The 18812-nt window shown below is 36.5% G+C and carries 15 protein-coding genes; 8 read left to right on the plus strand and 7 right to left on the minus strand.

All coding sequences use genetic code 11. The features are described 5' to 3' along the window. Positions 1–1068 precede the first annotated feature (1068 nt). The 5 genes from secA to K4L44_09590 all read left to right on the plus strand — a co-directional run bounded on the left by secA (position 1069) and on the right by K4L44_09590 (position 7889). Complete coding sequence (gene secA / locus K4L44_09570) at positions 1069–4368, plus strand: preprotein translocase subunit SecA (GenBank protein QZE12836.1); 3300 nt, start codon at positions 1069–1071, stop codon at positions 4366–4368. Between the two features lie 291 nt (positions 4369–4659). Then, on the plus strand, positions 4660–5433 hold the full coding sequence (gene lgt, locus K4L44_09575) for a prolipoprotein diacylglyceryl transferase (GenBank protein ID QZE15991.1): 774 nt from the start codon (positions 4660–4662) through the stop codon (positions 5431–5433). A 59-nt stretch (positions 5434–5492) separates the two neighbouring features. Beyond that, on the plus strand, positions 5493–6197 hold the full coding sequence (locus tag K4L44_09580) for a phosphatase PAP2 family protein (GenBank protein ID QZE12837.1): 705 nt from the start codon (positions 5493–5495) through the stop codon (positions 6195–6197). 214 nt (positions 6198–6411) lie between these two features. Next, positions 6412–6714 (plus strand): hypothetical protein, encoded by a 303-nt coding sequence (locus K4L44_09585; protein ID QZE12838.1) that lies wholly within the window; start codon positions 6412–6414, stop codon positions 6712–6714. A gap of 878 nt (positions 6715–7592) precedes the next feature. Beyond that, the gene (locus K4L44_09590; GenBank protein ID QZE12839.1) at positions 7593–7889 is read left to right on the plus strand and encodes a hypothetical protein; all 297 of its coding nucleotides are present in this window, start codon (positions 7593–7595) and stop codon (positions 7887–7889) included. Positions 7890–8330: 441 nt separating this feature from the next. Here the strand turns inward: K4L44_09590 and K4L44_09595 are convergent, their stop codons facing one another. The 3 genes from K4L44_09595 to K4L44_09605 all read right to left on the minus strand — a co-directional run bounded on the left by K4L44_09595 (position 8331) and on the right by K4L44_09605 (position 10961). Next, positions 8331–8708, minus strand: coding sequence for a GntR family transcriptional regulator (locus tag K4L44_09595; GenBank protein QZE12840.1), 378 nt, complete (start codon positions 8706–8708; stop codon positions 8331–8333). A 1-nt stretch (position 8709) separates the two neighbouring features. Further along, the gene (locus tag K4L44_09600) at positions 8710–9471 is read right to left on the minus strand and encodes a hypothetical protein (GenBank protein QZE12841.1); all 762 of its coding nucleotides are present in this window, start codon (positions 9469–9471) and stop codon (positions 8710–8712) included. A gap of 302 nt (positions 9472–9773) precedes the next feature. Continuing rightward, positions 9774–10961: a hypothetical protein gene (locus K4L44_09605; protein ID QZE12842.1), complete on the minus strand. Its 1188-nt coding sequence runs from the start codon at positions 10959–10961 to the stop codon at positions 9774–9776. Between the two features lie 189 nt (positions 10962–11150). On the opposite strand from K4L44_09605, the gene K4L44_09610 reads away from it, so the two are divergent. From K4L44_09610 to K4L44_09620, 3 genes are all read left to right on the plus strand, one after another. Beyond that, positions 11151–12269 (plus strand): ISAs1 family transposase, encoded by a 1119-nt coding sequence (locus K4L44_09610; GenBank protein ID QZE12843.1) that lies wholly within the window; start codon positions 11151–11153, stop codon positions 12267–12269. Between the two features lie 61 nt (positions 12270–12330). Beyond that, a complete protein-coding gene (locus K4L44_09615) occupies positions 12331–13125 on the plus strand; it encodes a hypothetical protein (GenBank protein QZE12844.1) in 795 nt (264 codons plus the stop codon). A 135-nt stretch (positions 13126–13260) separates the two neighbouring features. Next, positions 13261–13659, plus strand: a complete 399-nt coding sequence (locus K4L44_09620) for a transposase (protein ID QZE12845.1) — start codon at positions 13261–13263, stop codon at positions 13657–13659. A gap of 278 nt (positions 13660–13937) precedes the next feature. Here the strand turns inward: K4L44_09620 and K4L44_09625 are convergent, their stop codons facing one another. The 4 genes from K4L44_09625 to K4L44_09640 all read right to left on the minus strand — a co-directional run bounded on the left by K4L44_09625 (position 13938) and on the right by K4L44_09640 (position 18737). Further along, a complete protein-coding gene (locus K4L44_09625) occupies positions 13938–14408 on the minus strand; it encodes a pentapeptide repeat-containing protein (protein QZE12846.1) in 471 nt (156 codons plus the stop codon). 263 nt (positions 14409–14671) lie between these two features. Next, positions 14672–16111, minus strand: coding sequence for a pyruvate kinase (pyk, locus tag K4L44_09630; GenBank protein ID QZE12847.1), 1440 nt, complete (start codon positions 16109–16111; stop codon positions 14672–14674). 441 nt (positions 16112–16552) lie between these two features. Next, a complete protein-coding gene (locus K4L44_09635) occupies positions 16553–17986 on the minus strand; it encodes a TrkH family potassium uptake protein (protein ID QZE12848.1) in 1434 nt (477 codons plus the stop codon). A 7-nt stretch (positions 17987–17993) separates the two neighbouring features. Continuing rightward, positions 17994–18737, minus strand: coding sequence for a hypothetical protein (locus K4L44_09640; GenBank protein QZE12849.1), 744 nt, complete (start codon positions 18735–18737; stop codon positions 17994–17996). Positions 18738–18812 lie beyond the last annotated feature (75 nt).

An 18812-nucleotide genomic window follows, 5' to 3' on the forward strand; every position in this document is an offset into this window, starting at 1 on the left:
CACCTATTAATTAAAGGCATGATGACAGGGGAGTAAGCTACCCTTTGGTTAGAGTTTGGTTAGAGTTTGGTTACACTCAGAGTAACTGAAGGGTAACCAAACCCTAACCAAAGGGTAACGGAACCTAGGAGGAGACCCTTTTGAGATAAAAATAAAAACAGAGAAAACACCAACCTATTACGAGTCTTCCCCTCTTCCATAAGATTTAAACAGCACATTAATCATTGGCTGAAACAACATGTTTCAAAGGAATTGCTTTAATCAACGAATTACCATTATATTGTTACTTCAGAAACATGGAAGTGGATCAAAACAAATCAATCACTTCAATATATTCCATTCGTATGGAACTTCTTAAGGGAGACTTAGAAGCAGGTCATTTATTATACAAAAAAATACATATCGTCAACAAAATCCATCTCACACATTAAAACATTCTGTGTTCAATCACACACAGAAGAGATAAACCATATATACAAAACCATAGGGGGGAGGATCCTCACACAACCACTTAAACCTCAACATATTGAAACACCTGTCTAGGCATAAAGAGATGCTAGTCCTCGTTTGATACAACAAAATGACATACTAGACCTTTGGTCCTTACAACAATATATAATAGTCAACCACATCGAAACAAGAGGCGCCTTCCTCCATTTGATGCTACCAGAATGATATATCCAACATCTATGAAACGAATTCTCGCGCAATCACGATGTCCTTCGGAAAGTTCATCCCCCTCTACAATATAGGTTGCTACATTTCGACAACCTCAATAACCGTTTCCCGAAGTACAGAAATCGGATTGAAGCAGCACTCCCTATGAGTGGAAAACATATGCAAACACAAATAAATGAATGCCCTTTTGTGTTAGATATATTTATTTAAGATAAAGGATACACTCCCAAACAGAACTATTTGATTAAGGTATAAACAAGTTCTATTGTTATACGTTTTTGTCGTAAAATTATGGTGAATTATATAAATTTGTTTCTAGATTTGACGTACATTTGTAAGAAGTCTAAGAAGACTATTAAATAGCATTATACAAAGTTAATAATTATATATATGTCATTTGTTGATAAATTTTTAACCAAACTATTTGGGAACAAATCTGATCGAGACATTCAAGAGATCATGCCTATTATCGAGCAGGTAAAGGCAGAGTACGATCGTATTCAAAAACTATCGAATGATGGTCTAAGAGAAGAGACAAACGGTCTGAAGGCTAAGATCCAAGAATACATCAAGCCTGAAGAAGAGAAAGTTGCGACTTTAAAGATCAAAGTAGAGGACCCATCCACAGAATTGGAGGCCAAAGAGGGTATCTACAAAGAGATTGATCAAATTGAAGATACAATCAATACTAAAATTGAAGAGGTTCTAAAGCAGATACTTCCAACAGCATTTGCTGTAATCAAAGATACAGCACGTCGTTTCACAGAGAACGAAACGATCGAAGTGTCCACATCGAAATTAGACCAAGAGTTAGCTGCCACATATAATCATGTAAACATAGAAGGGGATAAAACAATCTTCGACAACCAATGGGATGCTGGAGGAAACATGACTCTCTGGAACATGATACACTATGATGTACAGCTGATTGGTGGTATAGTGCTTCACTCTGGTAAGATTGCAGAGATGGCGACAGGAGAAGGTAAAACTTTGGTGGCAACACTTCCTGTTTTCCTAAATGCTCTTGCAGGAAAAGGAGTACACGTGGTAACAGTGAATAACTATCTAGCAAAGCGTGATGCAGAGTGGATGGGACCTCTTTATCAATTCCACGGTCTTACAGTGGATTGTATCGACAACCATCAACCAAACTCAGAGGAGCGTCGCAAAGCATATCGTTCAGATATCACCTTCGGTACGAACAACGAATTTGGTTTCGATTACCTTCGTGACAACATGGCAACAAGCCCGGAGGACCTAGTGCAGCGTAAGCATCACTATGCAATCGTCGATGAGGTCGATTCGGTACTTATTGATGATGCTCGTACTCCATTAATCATCTCTGGTCCTATTCCAAGAGGTGAAGACCATCAGTTTGATGAGTTGAAACCATCAGTAGAGAAGTTGGTAGACGCACAGCGTAAGTTGGTAACCCAACTAATATCGGAAGCTAAAAAGAAACTTCACTCTGACGACAATAAAGTAAAAGAAGAGGGAGCCCTATTGTTGCTTCGTGCACACAAAGGATTGCCAAAAAATAAAGCCCTTATTAAATATTTAAGTGAAGAGGGAATCAAGATCCAGATGATCAAGAGTGAGAACTTCTATATGCAGGACAACAACAAGAACATGCATATTGTAACAGATCCTCTCTATTTTATCATCGAAGAGAAGATGAACTCTATTGAGCTTACCGATAAGGGGCATGAACTGTTGGCTCAAGGTGTAGAGGATCCATCATTCTTTATCCTTCCTGATGTAGGTTCGGAGGTTGCAGAAATCGAGAACGATGAATCGATGGATGAGCAAAAGAAAGTTCGTGTGAAGGATGAACTTCTTCAGAACTATGCGATTAAATCAGAGCGTGTTCACACCATCAACCAGTTATTGAAAGCATACGGTATGTTTGAAAAAGATGCTGAGTATGTGGTGATGGACAATAAAGTAAAGATTGTCGATGAGCAGACAGGTCGTATCATGGAGGGGCGTCGTTATTCCGATGGTCTACATCAAGCGATTGAGGCGAAAGAGAATGTAAAAATTGAAGCTGCTACACAAACTTTTGCAACAGTTACGCTACAGAACTACTTCCGTATGTACCACAAATTAAGTGGTATGACTGGTACTGCAGAGACTGAAGCAGGAGAGTTTTGGGATATTTACGAATTGGATGTGGTGGTGATTCCTACCAATCGTCCTATTGCTCGTAACGATCAAGATGACAAGATCTATAAGACCAAGAAAGAGAAATATTCAGCAGTGATTGCGGAGATCGAAGCACTAAACAAACAGGGACGTCCAGTTCTTGTAGGTACTACTTCGGTAGATATATCAGAACTTCTTTCTCGTACATTGAAGATGCGTGGTATCAAACACAATGTACTGAATGCGAAGTTACACCAACGTGAAGCGGACATCGTAGCAGAGGCAGGTCAAGTAGGAGCAGTAACTATTGCTACCAACATGGCTGGTCGTGGTACTGACATTAAGCTGATAAAAGAGATCAAAGATAATGGTGGTTTGGCTATTATCGGTACAGAGCGACATGAGTCACGTCGTGTAGACCGTCAGTTACGTGGTCGTGCAGGACGTCAAGGAGACCCAGGATCGTCACAATTCTTTGTCTCTTTGGAAGATGATTTGATGCGTCTATTCGCACCAGAGCGTGTTACGAAGATTATGGATCGTCTGAACTTCGAAGAGGGAGAGGTGATTCAGAGTGGTATGATTACCAAAGCAATCGAGAGAGCACAAAGGAAAGTAGAAGAGAATAACTTCGGAGTTCGTAAGAACCTATTGGAGTATGATGATGTGATGAATTCACAACGTGAGGTGATCTACAAAAAACGTCGTCACGCTCTTTATGGAGAGCGTATCGATACCGACATTATGAATATGATGTACGACGCGGTAGACTCTCTTGTAGAGGAGTTCCATCCTCAAGGAACAGAAGGTTTCGAAGGATTTAAGATGGAGTTAATCCGCTTTATGTCGGTAGAGTATCCTTTTGATAAGGATCATTTTGCTCAGGGCGAAGCAAACCAATTAACCCAAGAGCTATATAAGATTGTTATTGAGCGTTATGAGCGTCAATTGAATACAATTTGTGATCAGGCAATGCCAGTGATAAAGAATGTATTTGAGGAGCAAGGCGATCAGTTTCATAACATTGTGGTGCCTATTACAGATGGCCGTCTAATGTACCAAATCACATGTAATCTAGAGAAAGCATATCGCACTGAGTGTCGCGAATTGGCATTGGCTTACCAGAAGCAAGTAATCCTAGCTACCATTGACGACAACTGGAAAGAGCAGTTAAGAGAGTTGGATGATCTTCGCCAATCGGTACGTAATGCACAGTATGAGCAGAAAGATCCTCTATTGATCTACAAATTCGAGTCGTTCAATCTGTTTAAGACCATGATTGAGAAGTTGAATAAAAGTGTGGTTTCTACTTTGATGAAGGGACAGATTCCTCTTACTTCACCTCAACAGATCGAGGAAGCAGAAGAGCCAAAGAAAGAGAAGCCACGATACCAAGAGCAACGCACTAATTTAGATGCACCAAACCACGATACAAGAGAAAAGGAAAAAGTACAACCTCGTCGTGTAGAGAAGAAGGTGGGTCGTAATGAGCCTTGTCCTTGTGGAAGTGGAAAGAAATATAAGCAGTGTCACGGGAAACACTAGAATGATCTTATCTTTATGATATAGATAAACACTATAAAAGGGAAAGGAGTTCATCGAAGCTCCTTCCCTATTTTTATATCAAAAACTTTAAATTTATCTTCTATGCTTCTTTCAATTACTTGGAATGTATCCCCAGATATCTTTACCCTCAAACCTTATTCTGCCAATTGGCACTATCTATTTTTTATTGTTTTAGGTATCCAACTCGGCAAAGGTATTTATCAATATGTAAAGAGTTCGAAATTCGATACCAATAGCATTCTTATGATAGCAGGAGTCGCAATCTTAGGAATGGTATTGTGGGAGAAATACCCAAGTCACTTCATGACACCAAAACTAAAGATACGATGGTATGGGTTGGCATTTGCCATAGGTTTTATGCTAGGGTATAAGATCATGGAACGTATGTTTAAATCGGAAAAGATACCACAAGAGTGGCTCGACAAGCTTTTTATCTATGTATTTGTCGCAACCATTGTTGGAGCACGACTAGGGCATGTCTTTTTCTATGATTGGGACTATTACTCTGCACATCCTTCGGAAATATTGAAGACATGGCACGGAGGATTGGCTAGTCATGGAGGAACCATCGGAATTATTATTGCGATCTACTTCTATTCGAAACGAGTGACTAAGAAGTCGATGTTATGGACATTAGATCGTTTGGCTGTACCAGTAGCGTTGGTCGCTATGATGATCCGATTAGGTAATTTAATGAACTCTGAGATATATGGAGTGGCAACCGATATGCCATGGGGAATGATCTTCGCGAGAAACGGAGAGACCGTTGCTAAACACCCAACTCAACTCTATGAGGCTCTATCCTATCTTGTTACATTTGTAGTATTAAGCTATTTCTATTGGAAAACAAATAAGAAAGATAAAGAAGGTTTTCTTTTGGGAATTTTCTTTATTGGGGTTTTTCTATCAAGGTTCTTGATCGAATTTATCAAAGAAGATCAAGAGGCTTTCGAAGCAACCATGACTTTAAATATGGGACAGCTTCTGAGTATTCCTTTTGTTTTAGCAGGAATATATCTCATCTACAGAGCCACAAAGAAATAGTATCAAACTTAAATAATATAGAGGTGTTTTCTGTTGAGAACACCTTTTTTTATCTCTCTATGAAAAGAATTACGCACATTGCCCTACTCTATATCTTGACGACTTTCTCTTCGTATGCACAGCATCGTATTGAGATTACTCCATTAGACACCTGCTATGCAACGCATACAAAGATAACAGGAACAAAACTATGGCTTCCTATTGCGGGAGTTGTAGCCGCAGGATTTGCTTTAGATCAGACCCTCTCCATAAAGGAAACAGACATCGCTATGGGAAATCACGGCCTCTCCTATATGGGAGAGGCAAAAGTATTGGCGCCTGTTGCAGTTGCGATGACGTTAACAGGCTGGGCTCTGAAGAATCAGAAGCTGACATTGACAAGCAACCAATCGTTAGAAGCGATGGTAGGTGCTGCTGCCATCACCTCCTTGCTAAAAGTCGCATGTGGTAGAGCACGTCCATATACAGAAGAAGGACCTAACAGCTACTACCCTTTCTCGCACAAAGGTGATAACTATCGATCGATGCCTTCGGGACATGCCACCATGGCATTCGCATTCTTTACTCCACTAGCAGAAAACTACTCCCGCTGGTTCTATTTGGCTCCTATTGCAGTGGCTGCACAAAGGGTATGGACCAAACAGCATTGGCCATCCGATGTAATTGTAGCCTCAGCCATAGGTTGGGGAGTTGGATATCTCCTAGCCCATAAAAAAAGTCATCGAATTGGATTCTCACCCAATGGAATCTGCATCTATATATAGAAAAGAATATTCAGAAGGATAAAAAAGAGATAATTATAAAAAAAAGCTATTTAACATGATTATTATTCTTTAGTGCAAATAGGATGCACAGCAAGCATATATCTTTGTTCTATCATTTAACTCAAGAGCACAATATATAGGACTCTTAAGTGAATAATAAGATCTAAACATAAGATAGATCGATTAAATGTAGATCAAACATAAAATATTTGCAATGAGAATTACGACAGGACATTATTCCACCTATAGAACTACTATCTCAGGAGAAGAGTATTTTGTAAACATCAGTGCGAGCTATCCCTTTACAGTCTACTTAGGAAGCTACTCCTTCTCTCTTACGATCTCCTCTATTGCTCGTCAAAAGCCTAGAAATGTACAACTAAAAATAGGAAGGCGAGAGATGCATGCACTTGTGGATAAACGTTCGATGTCCAAAGAATCAACACGTCAAATGGACATGTATGCATTAAATAAGGTAAAGAAAGACATTGCAGCGGGAAAGATAATCCTGAGATAATCATTTGTAAAACGATAGCTTGATCATATAAATAACTTACTGATACGATGTGGAATCTTGGGAGGACAAGAGATTATGGTCATTGCCATTACGTTATACATCTATCTTATCTATAAGATAAGTAAATATGGAGAACAGTTTCGGGTAAATATCGTAATTTCTGTCATTCTTTTCCTTGTTCTCACCCCCTTTGTTTATATCATATTGTTGTACCTCTATGGTAAATACGATGAGTCTAAAGGCAACAAAGTAAAGTAATATTGATCCAACAATTAAATAAAACAACAACCTCAAATGGAACACTAGGTGTAACTATAATTCATTGTATATATCCCCCGAGATCAAAACACTATGATATAAAATAAATACACCATATCCCCCAAGAATAGCAAGCCTCTAACGAAAAACAGGTATTCTGTTTGTTAGAGGTCTATTCTCTAGGAGAATCATCAATATACTTCAGATAAAATATTCAAAGAATGAAGAAAAAGAGTGATCTATTTATCACTTCTATATCTATAGAATCAATAATATGCAATAATATTAGAAATCTGATGTTATATAAATTAGAAATGTGAAATGAATAGGCTCATAAATCATACTGTTTTACGAAATATTCTATCGTGAGCACAAAGCCTTCATATAGAATACCGGACAACTAGCTTTAAACCTTTAAATGGTTCGAAGGGGCTCTATTTGGCCTTTTCTGTTTTCGCAATGCAATAATTTTAAAAACAACAACCCCTTTATTTAATACTTCTTTTCTTCTAGAGATACTAGAATTGCAGGAGTATTGAAACATGTGCCTATGATCTAAATCAAGGACTGTAATCCTTAATGAGACTATGGTACATGAAGGAGAAATAAAAACACTTGAGATGACAAATAAAACTAAACACTTCTCCACCTATAAAACCACTATTGGAGAGGAAGAGTACTTCGTAAATGTAAGAGTAACTTACCCACTACTACTTTGGAGATATTCATTTAGATTCACGATCTCTTCTATTGTACGTCAGAAATCGAAACATGCAGAACTTAAGATAGGAAAACGAGAGATTCATTCCATCTTAGATAAAGAAGGCTCTCATAAAGAGAATATTCGTAAAATGGACATGTATGCTCTAGATAAGATCAAAGAGAAGATTGCTGCTGAAAAATTAATACTCAGGTAAACATCCAATGAGTGGAACTTACGAAACGACAGAAAAGATCCATGAAATAGAGATGATATCTGATGAATCCCTTTAATCATTATACAATTGATAGGAATTAAGACATAAGCTATAAAGTCAGATTTGACTGGCTTATTCTGATCCGTATTTTAAATAATCACAACAGCACTTACACTACACCCTTAAAAGAGTTGTTGTACACCCAATTTAAAACCGGAATCACGACTATAGTTACACCTAAAGACATAACCTCAACACAACAAAAGAGCGACCTCTAACGAAAAACAGGTATCCTGTTTGTTAGAGGTCTATTATTTATATGTTGTATCGATTCGAATAAGGCGAGACCCTACAGTTGTAAAGAAAATAGGTAGGTAATAATAAGAATCGCGGCAAAAATCACGATGCCCAAATAACCTAGCAACAGTTTAGAGCTTGTCTTCATATTTTCAATTGGTTTTCATGATTATAAACTTGGTATCTACTCTCAATCTCATCAAAGGAGATATCACAACGTTGCATCTGTAAAAAAAGTTTCTCTAACTCCTTTAAAAAGAAATCCTCTCCAAGCTTAGAGAGGATTTTAGCCTTTGCATCTTCCGCTACAAAATAGCCAATCCCCCTTTTGTTATAGACCATTCCTCGATCCATTAGTTCAGAAAAGGCATTTGCTACAGTATTCGGATTTACTTCCAACTCTACAGCAAATTGTCGAACAGAGGGGATTCGACCATGTGCCTCCCACACATTGTCTAGTATGTTATTTTCGATGATATCACAGATCTGTAGATATATCGATTTGCTTGAATCAAATTTCACATCAAAGAGCCTCCCTCTCCTTTATTAAATACCATATAGGGATATATAAAAAACTATTCATCACGAACAAGCATACCAAGAGGGCTATTTTTAAATTGTATAGCAACGCTTCAGATACAACCTCAACGTGAAATATCTTTTGTACATAATATGAAAAATCATAATCTAAAGAACCAACTAAATATAAAATGAAGAACAAAAGCATGGTGAATCGAATAAAAAACATCTTAAGTAGGGCACGCTTCTTAAATAGAAGTACTGCAAGCAATGTCTTCACATGAATTGCAAAAGAGACCATGAGTACAGCTAAAGGATACAATCCATAGTAATGAAAATAGTGATCATCCAACTGCATCACAATTTCATGGCTTGGATCAATTCCACAAAGAGAATAGGCATGTAGCACAAGGTAAAAAACCAGTGGATTTATGATAAAAATCCATATAAATACTCTCCCACAAAGATGAATCCACCTTTCTGTAGTGCTAACAGGCAATGCTAGAAGTCCTGTGGGGTTTTTATCATCACTGAGAAATCGGCATGATTCTCTAGTTATCTTTATCGAAAGGGATACAGAACCAATTAAAAAAAAACAAAACAGTAAACCAAAATCAAAGGTCCCCTCTTGAAGTATGGACATCGGATAAATTGCAAGATAGCAAAAAGGAATATATATAAAGGTGGTTATATAATTTCTTCTATTTAAGCTCCATTCTAACTTGAATAGATTAAGAATTCTACGAAAATCTATCGATTCATTCATAATTCAATACATTAAAACTAACAACAAATTTTTCTTGGAGAAAACAGTAATATTGCCACTCGAAAATGAGATATAAAAGTACATTTTTCTCATCTGTTTAATAAAGAGACAGAAAATGTTGGCAGATTTCCTCCATCAGGTTTACACTCCGATCATCTTATAGCATAGGCATTGCGAAAAACAATATCGAAGTGATGAGCACAATAGCTAGGTATATAGTGAGTAATTTTGAACTAGTCTTTTTCATAATTGATTTCTCTATTATTATAAATGAGTCCCCCACGAGAACCCCTTTTATGGAATTATAGGATTATGCGTATTTTGGGACTTTTTAGTCTACAAAACTGAATCTTAGTAACAATAACACTTTCTAATAAAGTCATTTTCGCAATAAAAAGATCACACAATTTACATTTAAGCATGTTTATGACCATCGAAATGTTTAGTTCGGAATAGTATTTTACTATTCGAACAAAATTCACCCATAATGATCTAGCTACTGCCCACATTTGATGTTTTATCAATCCTCTATAGACAGTGTTTTTCCCATTACAATGAAAACCTAATTGAAAAATACTCGCTTCTACATTATTCCTTATTTGAAGCTTTTCTATTGGGGTTTCTTTTATTCTTTGCCTTAAAAGACTTTTCTCAACCTCAGTCAATTTAAAATAGCGAAACTTGCCTTCTTCTAAATATATTTTATATCTATCTAACTCATCTTTTCCTTTGTATTTTGTATAATCAACATACCGTTGATGCTTATTATCAAACACTTTTAGAACTTGTGCCTCTAAACTAAACCGAAATCGTCCTTCTTTACCTTGTATGGCATGTAGATATAGGTGTTGGTTGTTTTCTGCACAATATTCTTGATTTTCCTCACTATTATAAGCCCCATCTGCATGAATGTTTATTACATTATATCCCAATACTTCTTGTGTCCTCTCTATTGATCCCTTAAAATGAGCAGTGTCCGAATGAGATACTTTTTCTACTTGTATAGAAGTAATGATATTAGGAAGTCCATTGTCTCCAACTACTTCTGTCAAATTAGCTGAATACCCTTTGCATTTATCACCTGCTTTATTTCTATAATCACAGTCCGTATCAAACGGAGTTTGCATGTTCTTTGCAGATAAATCTTCTCCTTTTATTGGAGTGGTAACTCCCTGATCATCTTTGAAAAACTGCTCTTTAAATAGACGTAATAGATTATCGTAATAACTATTGGCAGGTCCAGTATATTCATTAATAATATTTGAAATGAGTATCCCAAGATCCACGATCTTTTGTTTAATTGAATCTGTTGAATTGCGATAAACAACCTTATCTCCATCTGTTGAGACCACATCTGAAATATGAGGTTTAAGATCATCAGAGAAATTAAAATTATTGCAACCTTTTGTCAGAAACAAGGATAATGTCTCATGTATTAGACTATATAGAGAAAGCCATTTTATGTTGCTATTCAGCAGTTTGCTATCCATTCTTATAGTATCACTCTTAATGCCAAGTATTTCTATATGAGAAGAAGTGATTTGTGTAAAAACATCTTCAAATAAATCAGATTCATTCTTCTCATTATATTCTTTTACAGGGCTTGTTCATGAATTATTTATATGAGAAAAGGTCGACTATTCATATTATATTTGGATTTGTAAAAACAGATATAAATTATGAATAACGACCTTTCAAGTGCCGAAATTAGAAGATTTTATGAGAAATTACAAGTCAAATTGGTAGATAATAGGAGTCATGTAGGACTTAAGCACGAATTGGCTTTTGTTATCACTCTTTTTATTATCTCGATTCTGACAAGTTATGGTCATCTAAGTATGAATAAAATTCATCGCAATATGGTTCGTCATTACGAGAAACTATGTATCTGTTTGCATAAAGATATCGACAGTTGTATAAGTCGAGTTCAGTTAACAAGAATCCTATCTGAATTTGATTATGATTCCTTTTTGACAATTTGTGATGAAGTATACTCTTCTACAGAATGGATATCTATTGATGGGAAGGAACTTCGAGGAAGTATAGATTCTAAAAACAATAAAAAGAGAGGGTTAAGTATTATTTATTCTATTGGTCATAACACAAATATACAGCAGTTATTAGGCTTTTATGATGGTACAAAAGAGAGTGAAAAGAACATTGTTTATGATCATATTCTTGAGTTGCCAGAGAAGGCAAAGGTAACACTAGATGCAATGCATAATTCAGAAAATCTGTTGTCTAATATTCACCAAAATAGTCGATTCTATTTAACTCAAATAAAGTCCAATCAGCAGAAATTAAAGGATGACTTAGTACATACATCCAATCATATAAAAGTAGATGATGTGATGACAGAAATAGACAAGTCGCATGGAAGAATAGACTCTAGGAGGTACGAAATATACCCAATAAATACAGAAATGTTAGATCCTAGATGGTGTAATAGTGGCATATGTAATATGATTAAAGTGACAAGAGAGAGTTATAATGTAAAGAGAGATAAAAGGAGTACAGAAACACGATATTATATCACAAATTATAATGGGAAAATTGATGAAATTGCTGGAGCTATTAGAGGTCATTGGAAAATAGAAATAATGAATCGTATTCGTGATGTTAATTTTGGAGAAGACAAATTAAAGTCTTTAGATCATGGATTGCAAAAATCGATATCCTCTATTATGTTATTTATATGCAGTAAGTTAATGGAAATAAATAGTTACAACAACTTAAATATTTTAAGAGAAGAACTTGTGCACAATACTGATAAAATACACGATGTCTTCGCTGCTTAAATTTCATGAACAAGCCCTGATTATCTGATGATTTTAAAAACATAACTGAACTTTTTGTATAATGACTGACCAAGTAAACATCACTAGAATCATACAGCTATGTAAAGTAGACTGGGCATTAAAGAAGAAGACATATTTGTTGATGGCTCTTTTCCTATTTATTCTCTATTTCTTGCCCTTATTAATAGAACTGCCTCGCCTTAGATCTATACATTTCACACAACTGTTTAAAAATAGATACATAGTCTTTTCTGTTACCTCGATCTTTTTAGGAGGTTATCTTTCACCTGACTCCCCATTATTTGTAACCCATAAAAGGAATACTCTTGGGAATTTGATGATCCCTGTAACCGTTACGGAACGTCTAATCTACTCTTTTATACGTTTTTTTGTTTGGGTTATAGTGGTGAATCCCATACTGTTTTATTCTTCAGTAACTATCCAAGATTTCGTTCTTCCTATAGGGCGTTTTATGGAACAGCTTAACCAAAATCCTTTTTATGGTTTTTATATTCCTGTAGTATTTGCACTCTCTTTCGCTTTTTATGTAAAACTGTCTATTGGGGTACTCTTTTTTAAGAAGGATAGTAAAGTGAAAACGATTATTGTGAGGGTATTCCTATTTATGGTGTTCTTGCTTGTAGGGTTTGCATTTAGTAAATCACAAGGGCAGCTTTGGGGTGGCTTTATTAATGATACTACAAGATATTATTTTAAAAATGTATTTCATATTACCAGAGATACCGTACAAGACTATGCTACCTTACGTAGCTTTATCTTAGGCTATGTCCTTCTTGTTAATGGGTTTCTTTACTTTGCTGTATGGTACCTGATAAAAGAGAGAGATGCTCGTTAACCAAAAAGGTTCATCTGATACAGTAGAAATAAATAGTATCAATTTATGAGTCCACTCCGAAAACCTTACGCCTAATATAACATATTGTTAATTAAAGTGTTATATTTATGGTATTAAGAACAATAATAATCCAAAATGTTTAAACGTAGTCCTGCCAACAAACAACTAGATATGTTTGATAGTCCCTCAATAATTGAAGGATTACCATCTCGTGCATCAAATATCTATCATGATGACAATCATTGGCACAATCAATTTAGAAAGCTCGTTGTTTATCAGATAAGTGAGGATATTTTTGCGCCGATCTATTGTCAAGATAATGGATGTCCCAACTATCCTATTCGTATTCTTGTTGGTATGATGATTTTGAAAGAAGGTGCTGGTATAAGTGATGAAATGTTGTTTGAAAACTGTCAATTCAATCTACTTTACCGATCAGCGTTAGGACTTTTACATGCTTCTGATTCTATTCCTGCACAATCTACTTATTATAAGTTTAGACAACAAGTAAAAGAATACAGGGCTTGTTCATAAATTGGTGAAATAAGAAGCAATATATTGGATACAAATAGTATTGCACGAGATCTCGTTCAATCACGAAGTAAGAGCATCGAGGTTCCCAGGGGTTGTCACAACATATTACGAAAACATATTTCAAAAAATATCAAGGCATCGTTTATGGATTCATTTACATGTAAGAATCGCATATAAATATTGGGCAAATAGTAGTAGGAAAACAGAGATGCGGGGAATACTAAAGAATAACCCCTCTCCAAGCCTATCAAAAGGCGTGGAAGAGAATCAATAGCAAATCAATGTGAGACTTTTATCTGGTATTTGGTAAGCAATCCTATGGCAGACTGATAAGAGAAGCGAGCACCTTTTACTCTATTCTGTTCAGGATCGAGAGCTAACTGTTCGGCAGAACGAAAATCAGCGTTCATTAGATTACAACGATCGAAGAACGTTCCTCCAAGATCCACACGATCGAAAGCTACTTTTTGCATATTACAAGATTCAAATATTGCCTCTCGGACCTTTGCATTTCGAAAAGAGCAGTTACGCAGATCCATCTCTATAAATTGAGATTGATCTAGACGACAATGATCAAAATGAAACGCCAAAAGAAAAGGATTGGCATGGTTAAAAGCGACTCCTTGTAGAAGACACTCTCGAAATGTTACGTTACGAAAAGCGCTACCAGAGAGGTTCACAAGGGAGAGATCGCACCCTATAAATTCACAATCTTCAAACTCATAGCCATTCAATATCAGACTATTCATATGAACACTTTCGAAACGACATTCGAGATATTGTGTGGGAGCAGTTTCTATGTGCGTACAGACGCAATCTTCTATCGTATTCATGATGTTTTTTCGTTATTGTTTAATATTTAAGATGGAATACTCTCCGCGGGAAAGAGCAAGAGTTTTGTGAACGACTAAAATGAGTTAATAATAATTGGCAAAGATATCATAAATAATAAAACGCAGAAAGGGGGCAGCATATTGCTTCCCCCTCTCTTGTTAAGTAATATTATTCAGGCTTAAAGCTCCTCACCTACCACACCAATTAGTGCCATACGAGAACCAATACGCTCTGGAGGAAGAGTTCCAACAAAAACATAACGATCATCATTCTTTAGATAATTCTTATGTACCATCTCTTTCTCCATCCATTCTAAGAACTCCGAAGTAACGGTTGGCATCTTAGGCAAGAAGAAAGTACGTACCCCCCACATTAGAGATAGAGAGTTCACCATCTTGCGATTTGGAGTAAAGACATAGATATTTGCATCTGGACGATGGCGTGCAATATGTGCAGCAGCAAAACCTGTTTCACTAATTACTACGATTGCTTTTGCTTGAATGTCTTTGGCAAGTGTCACTGCATTCTGAATGATATGACGGCTATAATAGCAGTTGTCGTTAATGGTAACATCAAACTGTCCATCGTAAGGGAAAGCGTTGCTTACCTCAACAGAGCGGATCACTTGGCTCATCACCTGTACTGATTCTACAGGATATTGTCCAGCAGCCGACTCCTCACTAAGCATCACTGCATCTACACCATCCATCACAGCAGAAGCGATATCGTTTACTTCAGCACGTGTAGGCATTGGATTCTTCACCATACTCTCAAGCATCTGTGTTGCCACGATTACGGGCTTAGCAAGACGCTTACATTTTTGAATGATCTCTTTCTGTACGATAGGCACTTCAGAGAAGCTTGTTTCAATACCAAGGTCTCCACGAGCAATCATAATAGCATCAGTCGCATCGATGATCTTGTCGATACGACGAAGCGCTTCAGGTCGCTCAATTTTAGCAATAATTTTAGCATCACAACCAGCTTCATCTAAGATGCTACGTAGCTGTTCGATATCGGCAGCAGAACGTACAAATGAGATTGCCACCCAATTTACGTCATTCTGAATACCAAACTGAAGATCCTCTAAATCTTTGGTTGTCAAACAACCTTCAGAGATTGAGGTATCTGGAAGATTGATTCCTTTACGACTTTTAAGAAGTCCACCGATAATCACTTCGGTAACCACCTCGTCTCCATGAATCTCTTTCACCTCTAGGCGGATACGACCATCATCAATCAGGATATTCTCTCCCACTTTCACATCATTTGTGAAACCTTGATAAACAGTAGACACCTTTTCAGAAGTACCAAGACACTCTTTTGTAGTGATGACAAGAGATTCTCCAGGGACAATCTCTACCCCATTGTTCTCCACTTGACCAATACGGATCTTAGGTCCTTGAAGGTCTTGAAGAATAGAAAGATTATAGTGAAAATTTTTATTAATCTCTTTAATATTGGCAATCACCTTCGCATGGTCTTCATGGGTACCATGAGAGAAGTTTAAACGAAATACATTGACTCCAGACGCAGCCAACTGTAACAACATCTCTTTGCTACAACTAGAAGGGCCAACAGTAGCCACCACTTTGGTTCTTTTTGATAAAAAATCCATTATACCTCTTTAATTAATAAAATATGCAATTGACTAACTGATAAATTTAAAAAAATATGTGACAAATATGACTTTTGATAACAAGTTTAAAGATTTATTAGCCTATAGATGTAGAACTAAAAGAGACATAAGTCACCTATTAAACACTATAACCCAATGATCTAAAGAATGTTCTATAACACAAAAGATTTTTTCTATATGAAGGATTCAAATGATGAAATCGAAGGGTACATAACATTCAGATAACAAATGAGTCATCTTTGAAACAATAAAAAAGTAAAAGACAGTAAAGCCTATAATATTTGCTACATTCTATTGCACCAAACGGTATACTAAAAGAGATAATTTAAGGAGGTATTTTTAACTGAATAAAATGATAATCAATATAAAATCCCATGTCTCACTGGAACATAGGATTTTTATATTATACTAAGAGTACTCTTATCTTTTCGAGAAGAGTGCGAAAATACTAAATATCTCTAGACGACCTAAGAGCATATTTCCACTTAATAGATACTTACCTAAATCGGGAATAGAGCTAAAGTTTCCAAGCGAACTAACATTTCCGAAACCAGGACCCACATTCCCCATACAAGTTGCAGAAGCACTAAAAGAGGTAAACAGATCGATATCCATTGCTGTAAGCGCCAATGTGGTTGCAAAGATAACGACTAGATAAATTACAATAAAAGTAATCGCTCCTGAAATGGTCTCTTCCGAAAGAGTCATCTTTCCAATCTTAGAGGTTGCAACGGCTCTAGGATGTTGAATTTTCTTTAATTGATTTAGCATCCCCTTCCACAAGATCATCACCCTATTTACTTTAATACCTCCTGAGGTAGACCCAGCACAAGCACATTGTAGGGTAAAGAAAATTAGAATAACCTGTGTAAATGGAGGCCAAGAAGCAGTATCACAAGTAGCGAATCCAGTAGTGGTTCCAACCGATATCAACTGAAAAGAGGCATATCTAGCAGCTGTTAAAAAATTGGGGTAATATCCATCGGCAACGAGTTTTGCAGAGACTAAAATGGTAGCAACAGCCATACCTCCTAAATAATAGCGAACAATTGGAGAGGTAAAGATATTGGAACGCTTTCCTAAAGCAGTCATATATAACAGGCCAAAATGGATACCTGAGATCAACATAAAAAAGTTAATCACCATCTCTATCGAGGCACTATCAAAAGCTGCAACACTCATATTCTTAGTGGAGAAACCTCCAGTAGCAATCGTAGCAAAGGAGTGGTTCACAGCATCAAACCAGCCCATACCGCACCAATTCAATAGGACGACTTCGGCAAGCGTAAGCACTAGGTACACAACCAATATCACACGAATGGATTTCTTTGTAGTATAGCGTAGATCTTCTTTTGCCAAAGGGGAAACCTCATTACTATAAAGTACTAGTTTGGCTTGTCCTGATTGAGGCAGAATAGCCAAGACGAAGATGATAATTCCAATACCTCCAAGCCAGTGAGTCGACGATCTCCAAAAAAGGATTCCTTTAGGAAGAGTCTGTATCTCATTTAAGATCGTAGAACCTGTAGTAGTAAAGCCAGACACACTCTCGAAGACGGCATTGGCTAAGGTAAACTCTCCTCCATATAGGATATAAGGAACAATCCCAATCACACAGGATATCATCCACCCTAAAACGACAATAGCGAGTCCTTCATGGTTATTGATATCTTCGATCTTCGGGATAAAGATATAGGGAACCAATCCAAATAAGATAGCAAGAATACTACTAAAAAGCAGAGCCATCTGCGCTCCATCAGCATATCCTAAAGAGATCAGAAAAGAGATAAAAAGAAAAACACCATTCAGTAAACAGACCAAGCCAAGTTGGCGTATAACAACATAACCTCTCATAACTGTACTATTGATTCTTATTGGTTAGTTTCTTAATCACCTCAGCCAACTTACGCAATTCATCATTTGTTTGGATATTCACATCAAAAGGCCGACCATATCTCAGGTTATCATTGGCTCTATCATTAATACGTATAATTGGTTCCACAAAGAAATGGTTCACTAGATACGAGAATACAGAGATAAAGAGAAGTAAAGCAACCACAACCACGACTCCAGGAACAATAGCACGCTTAGCACGTTCTTTTAGACCAGTAGAAGTTTTAAAAAGCGCATTTTGATTATACTTTTGAATCTTAATCACCTCGTGTGTCATCTTTGTTAAAAGAGGATATGGGTTCTGATAGTACCACTCCAAAGTAGCAATTTTACGATTAAAAAGAGTGGAGTCCTTCATCATATTTAGATCATCGATAAAGATTGCAAGATTTTCAACACTCTGTCTTTCCACTTTACTAATAGTATCTTTTTTGACAATATTTAAAGCTTCTAAGAAAGAGTCACCACCCTGTTCAAAGTCCTCATATCCAACACTCCATTGTCCTTGCAAGATTAACAAGATACCTTCATTTTGCTTTTCAAGACTCGTTAGCATCTGGTTAGAAGCTTTAATTTTCGTGTTATTTTGGCTCAAAATCCTGTTAATGGATACACCAATCTTTGAAAATTCAATTCCTGAAATTGCCCCAGCGGCAACCATTAAAAGTGCCATGATAATAAAACCAGAAAAGATTTTTAAACGTATCTTCATCGTTTCTTTCTAAAAAAAATAAAATAGACTACAATTATTGTACAGCTACAATAACAAAATGTTCATTGCAACGAC

It is taken from the genome of Prolixibacteraceae bacterium, assembly GCA_019720755.1.
Classification (GTDB): Bacteria; Bacteroidota; Bacteroidia; order Bacteroidales; family Prolixibacteraceae; genus Halosquirtibacter; species Halosquirtibacter laminarini.

What these genes read in the sequence shown, in the direction of transcription:
- secA (QZE12836.1), top strand. Translation starts at nt 1,069, where the DNA reads ATGTCATTTGTTGATAAATTTTTAACCAAACTATTTGGGAACAAATCT.
- lgt (QZE15991.1), top strand. Translation starts at nt 4,660, where the DNA reads ATGGTATTGTGGGAGAAATACCCAAGTCACTTCATGACACCAAAACTA.
- K4L44_09580 (QZE12837.1), top strand. Translation starts at nt 5,493, where the DNA reads ATGAAAAGAATTACGCACATTGCCCTACTCTATATCTTGACGACTTTC.
- K4L44_09585 (QZE12838.1), top strand. Translation starts at nt 6,412, where the DNA reads ATGAGAATTACGACAGGACATTATTCCACCTATAGAACTACTATCTCA.
- K4L44_09590 (QZE12839.1), top strand. Translation starts at nt 7,593, where the DNA reads ATGACAAATAAAACTAAACACTTCTCCACCTATAAAACCACTATTGGA.
- K4L44_09600 (QZE12841.1), bottom strand. Translation starts at nt 9,471, where the DNA reads ATGAATGAATCGATAGATTTTCGTAGAATTCTTAATCTATTCAAGTTA.
- K4L44_09605 (QZE12842.1), bottom strand. Translation starts at nt 10,961, where the DNA reads ATGGATAGCAAACTGCTGAATAGCAACATAAAATGGCTTTCTCTATAT.
- K4L44_09610 (QZE12843.1), top strand. Translation starts at nt 11,151, where the DNA reads ATGAATAACGACCTTTCAAGTGCCGAAATTAGAAGATTTTATGAGAAA.
- K4L44_09615 (QZE12844.1), top strand. Translation starts at nt 12,331, where the DNA reads ATGACTGACCAAGTAAACATCACTAGAATCATACAGCTATGTAAAGTA.
- K4L44_09620 (QZE12845.1), top strand. Translation starts at nt 13,261, where the DNA reads ATGTTTAAACGTAGTCCTGCCAACAAACAACTAGATATGTTTGATAGT.
- K4L44_09625 (QZE12846.1), bottom strand. Translation starts at nt 14,408, where the DNA reads ATGAATAGTCTGATATTGAATGGCTATGAGTTTGAAGATTGTGAATTT.
- pyk (QZE12847.1), bottom strand. Translation starts at nt 16,111, where the DNA reads ATGGATTTTTTATCAAAAAGAACCAAAGTGGTGGCTACTGTTGGCCCT.
- K4L44_09635 (QZE12848.1), bottom strand. Translation starts at nt 17,986, where the DNA reads ATGAGAGGTTATGTTGTTATACGCCAACTTGGCTTGGTCTGTTTACTG.
- K4L44_09640 (QZE12849.1), bottom strand. Translation starts at nt 18,737, where the DNA reads ATGAAGATACGTTTAAAAATCTTTTCTGGTTTTATTATCATGGCACTT.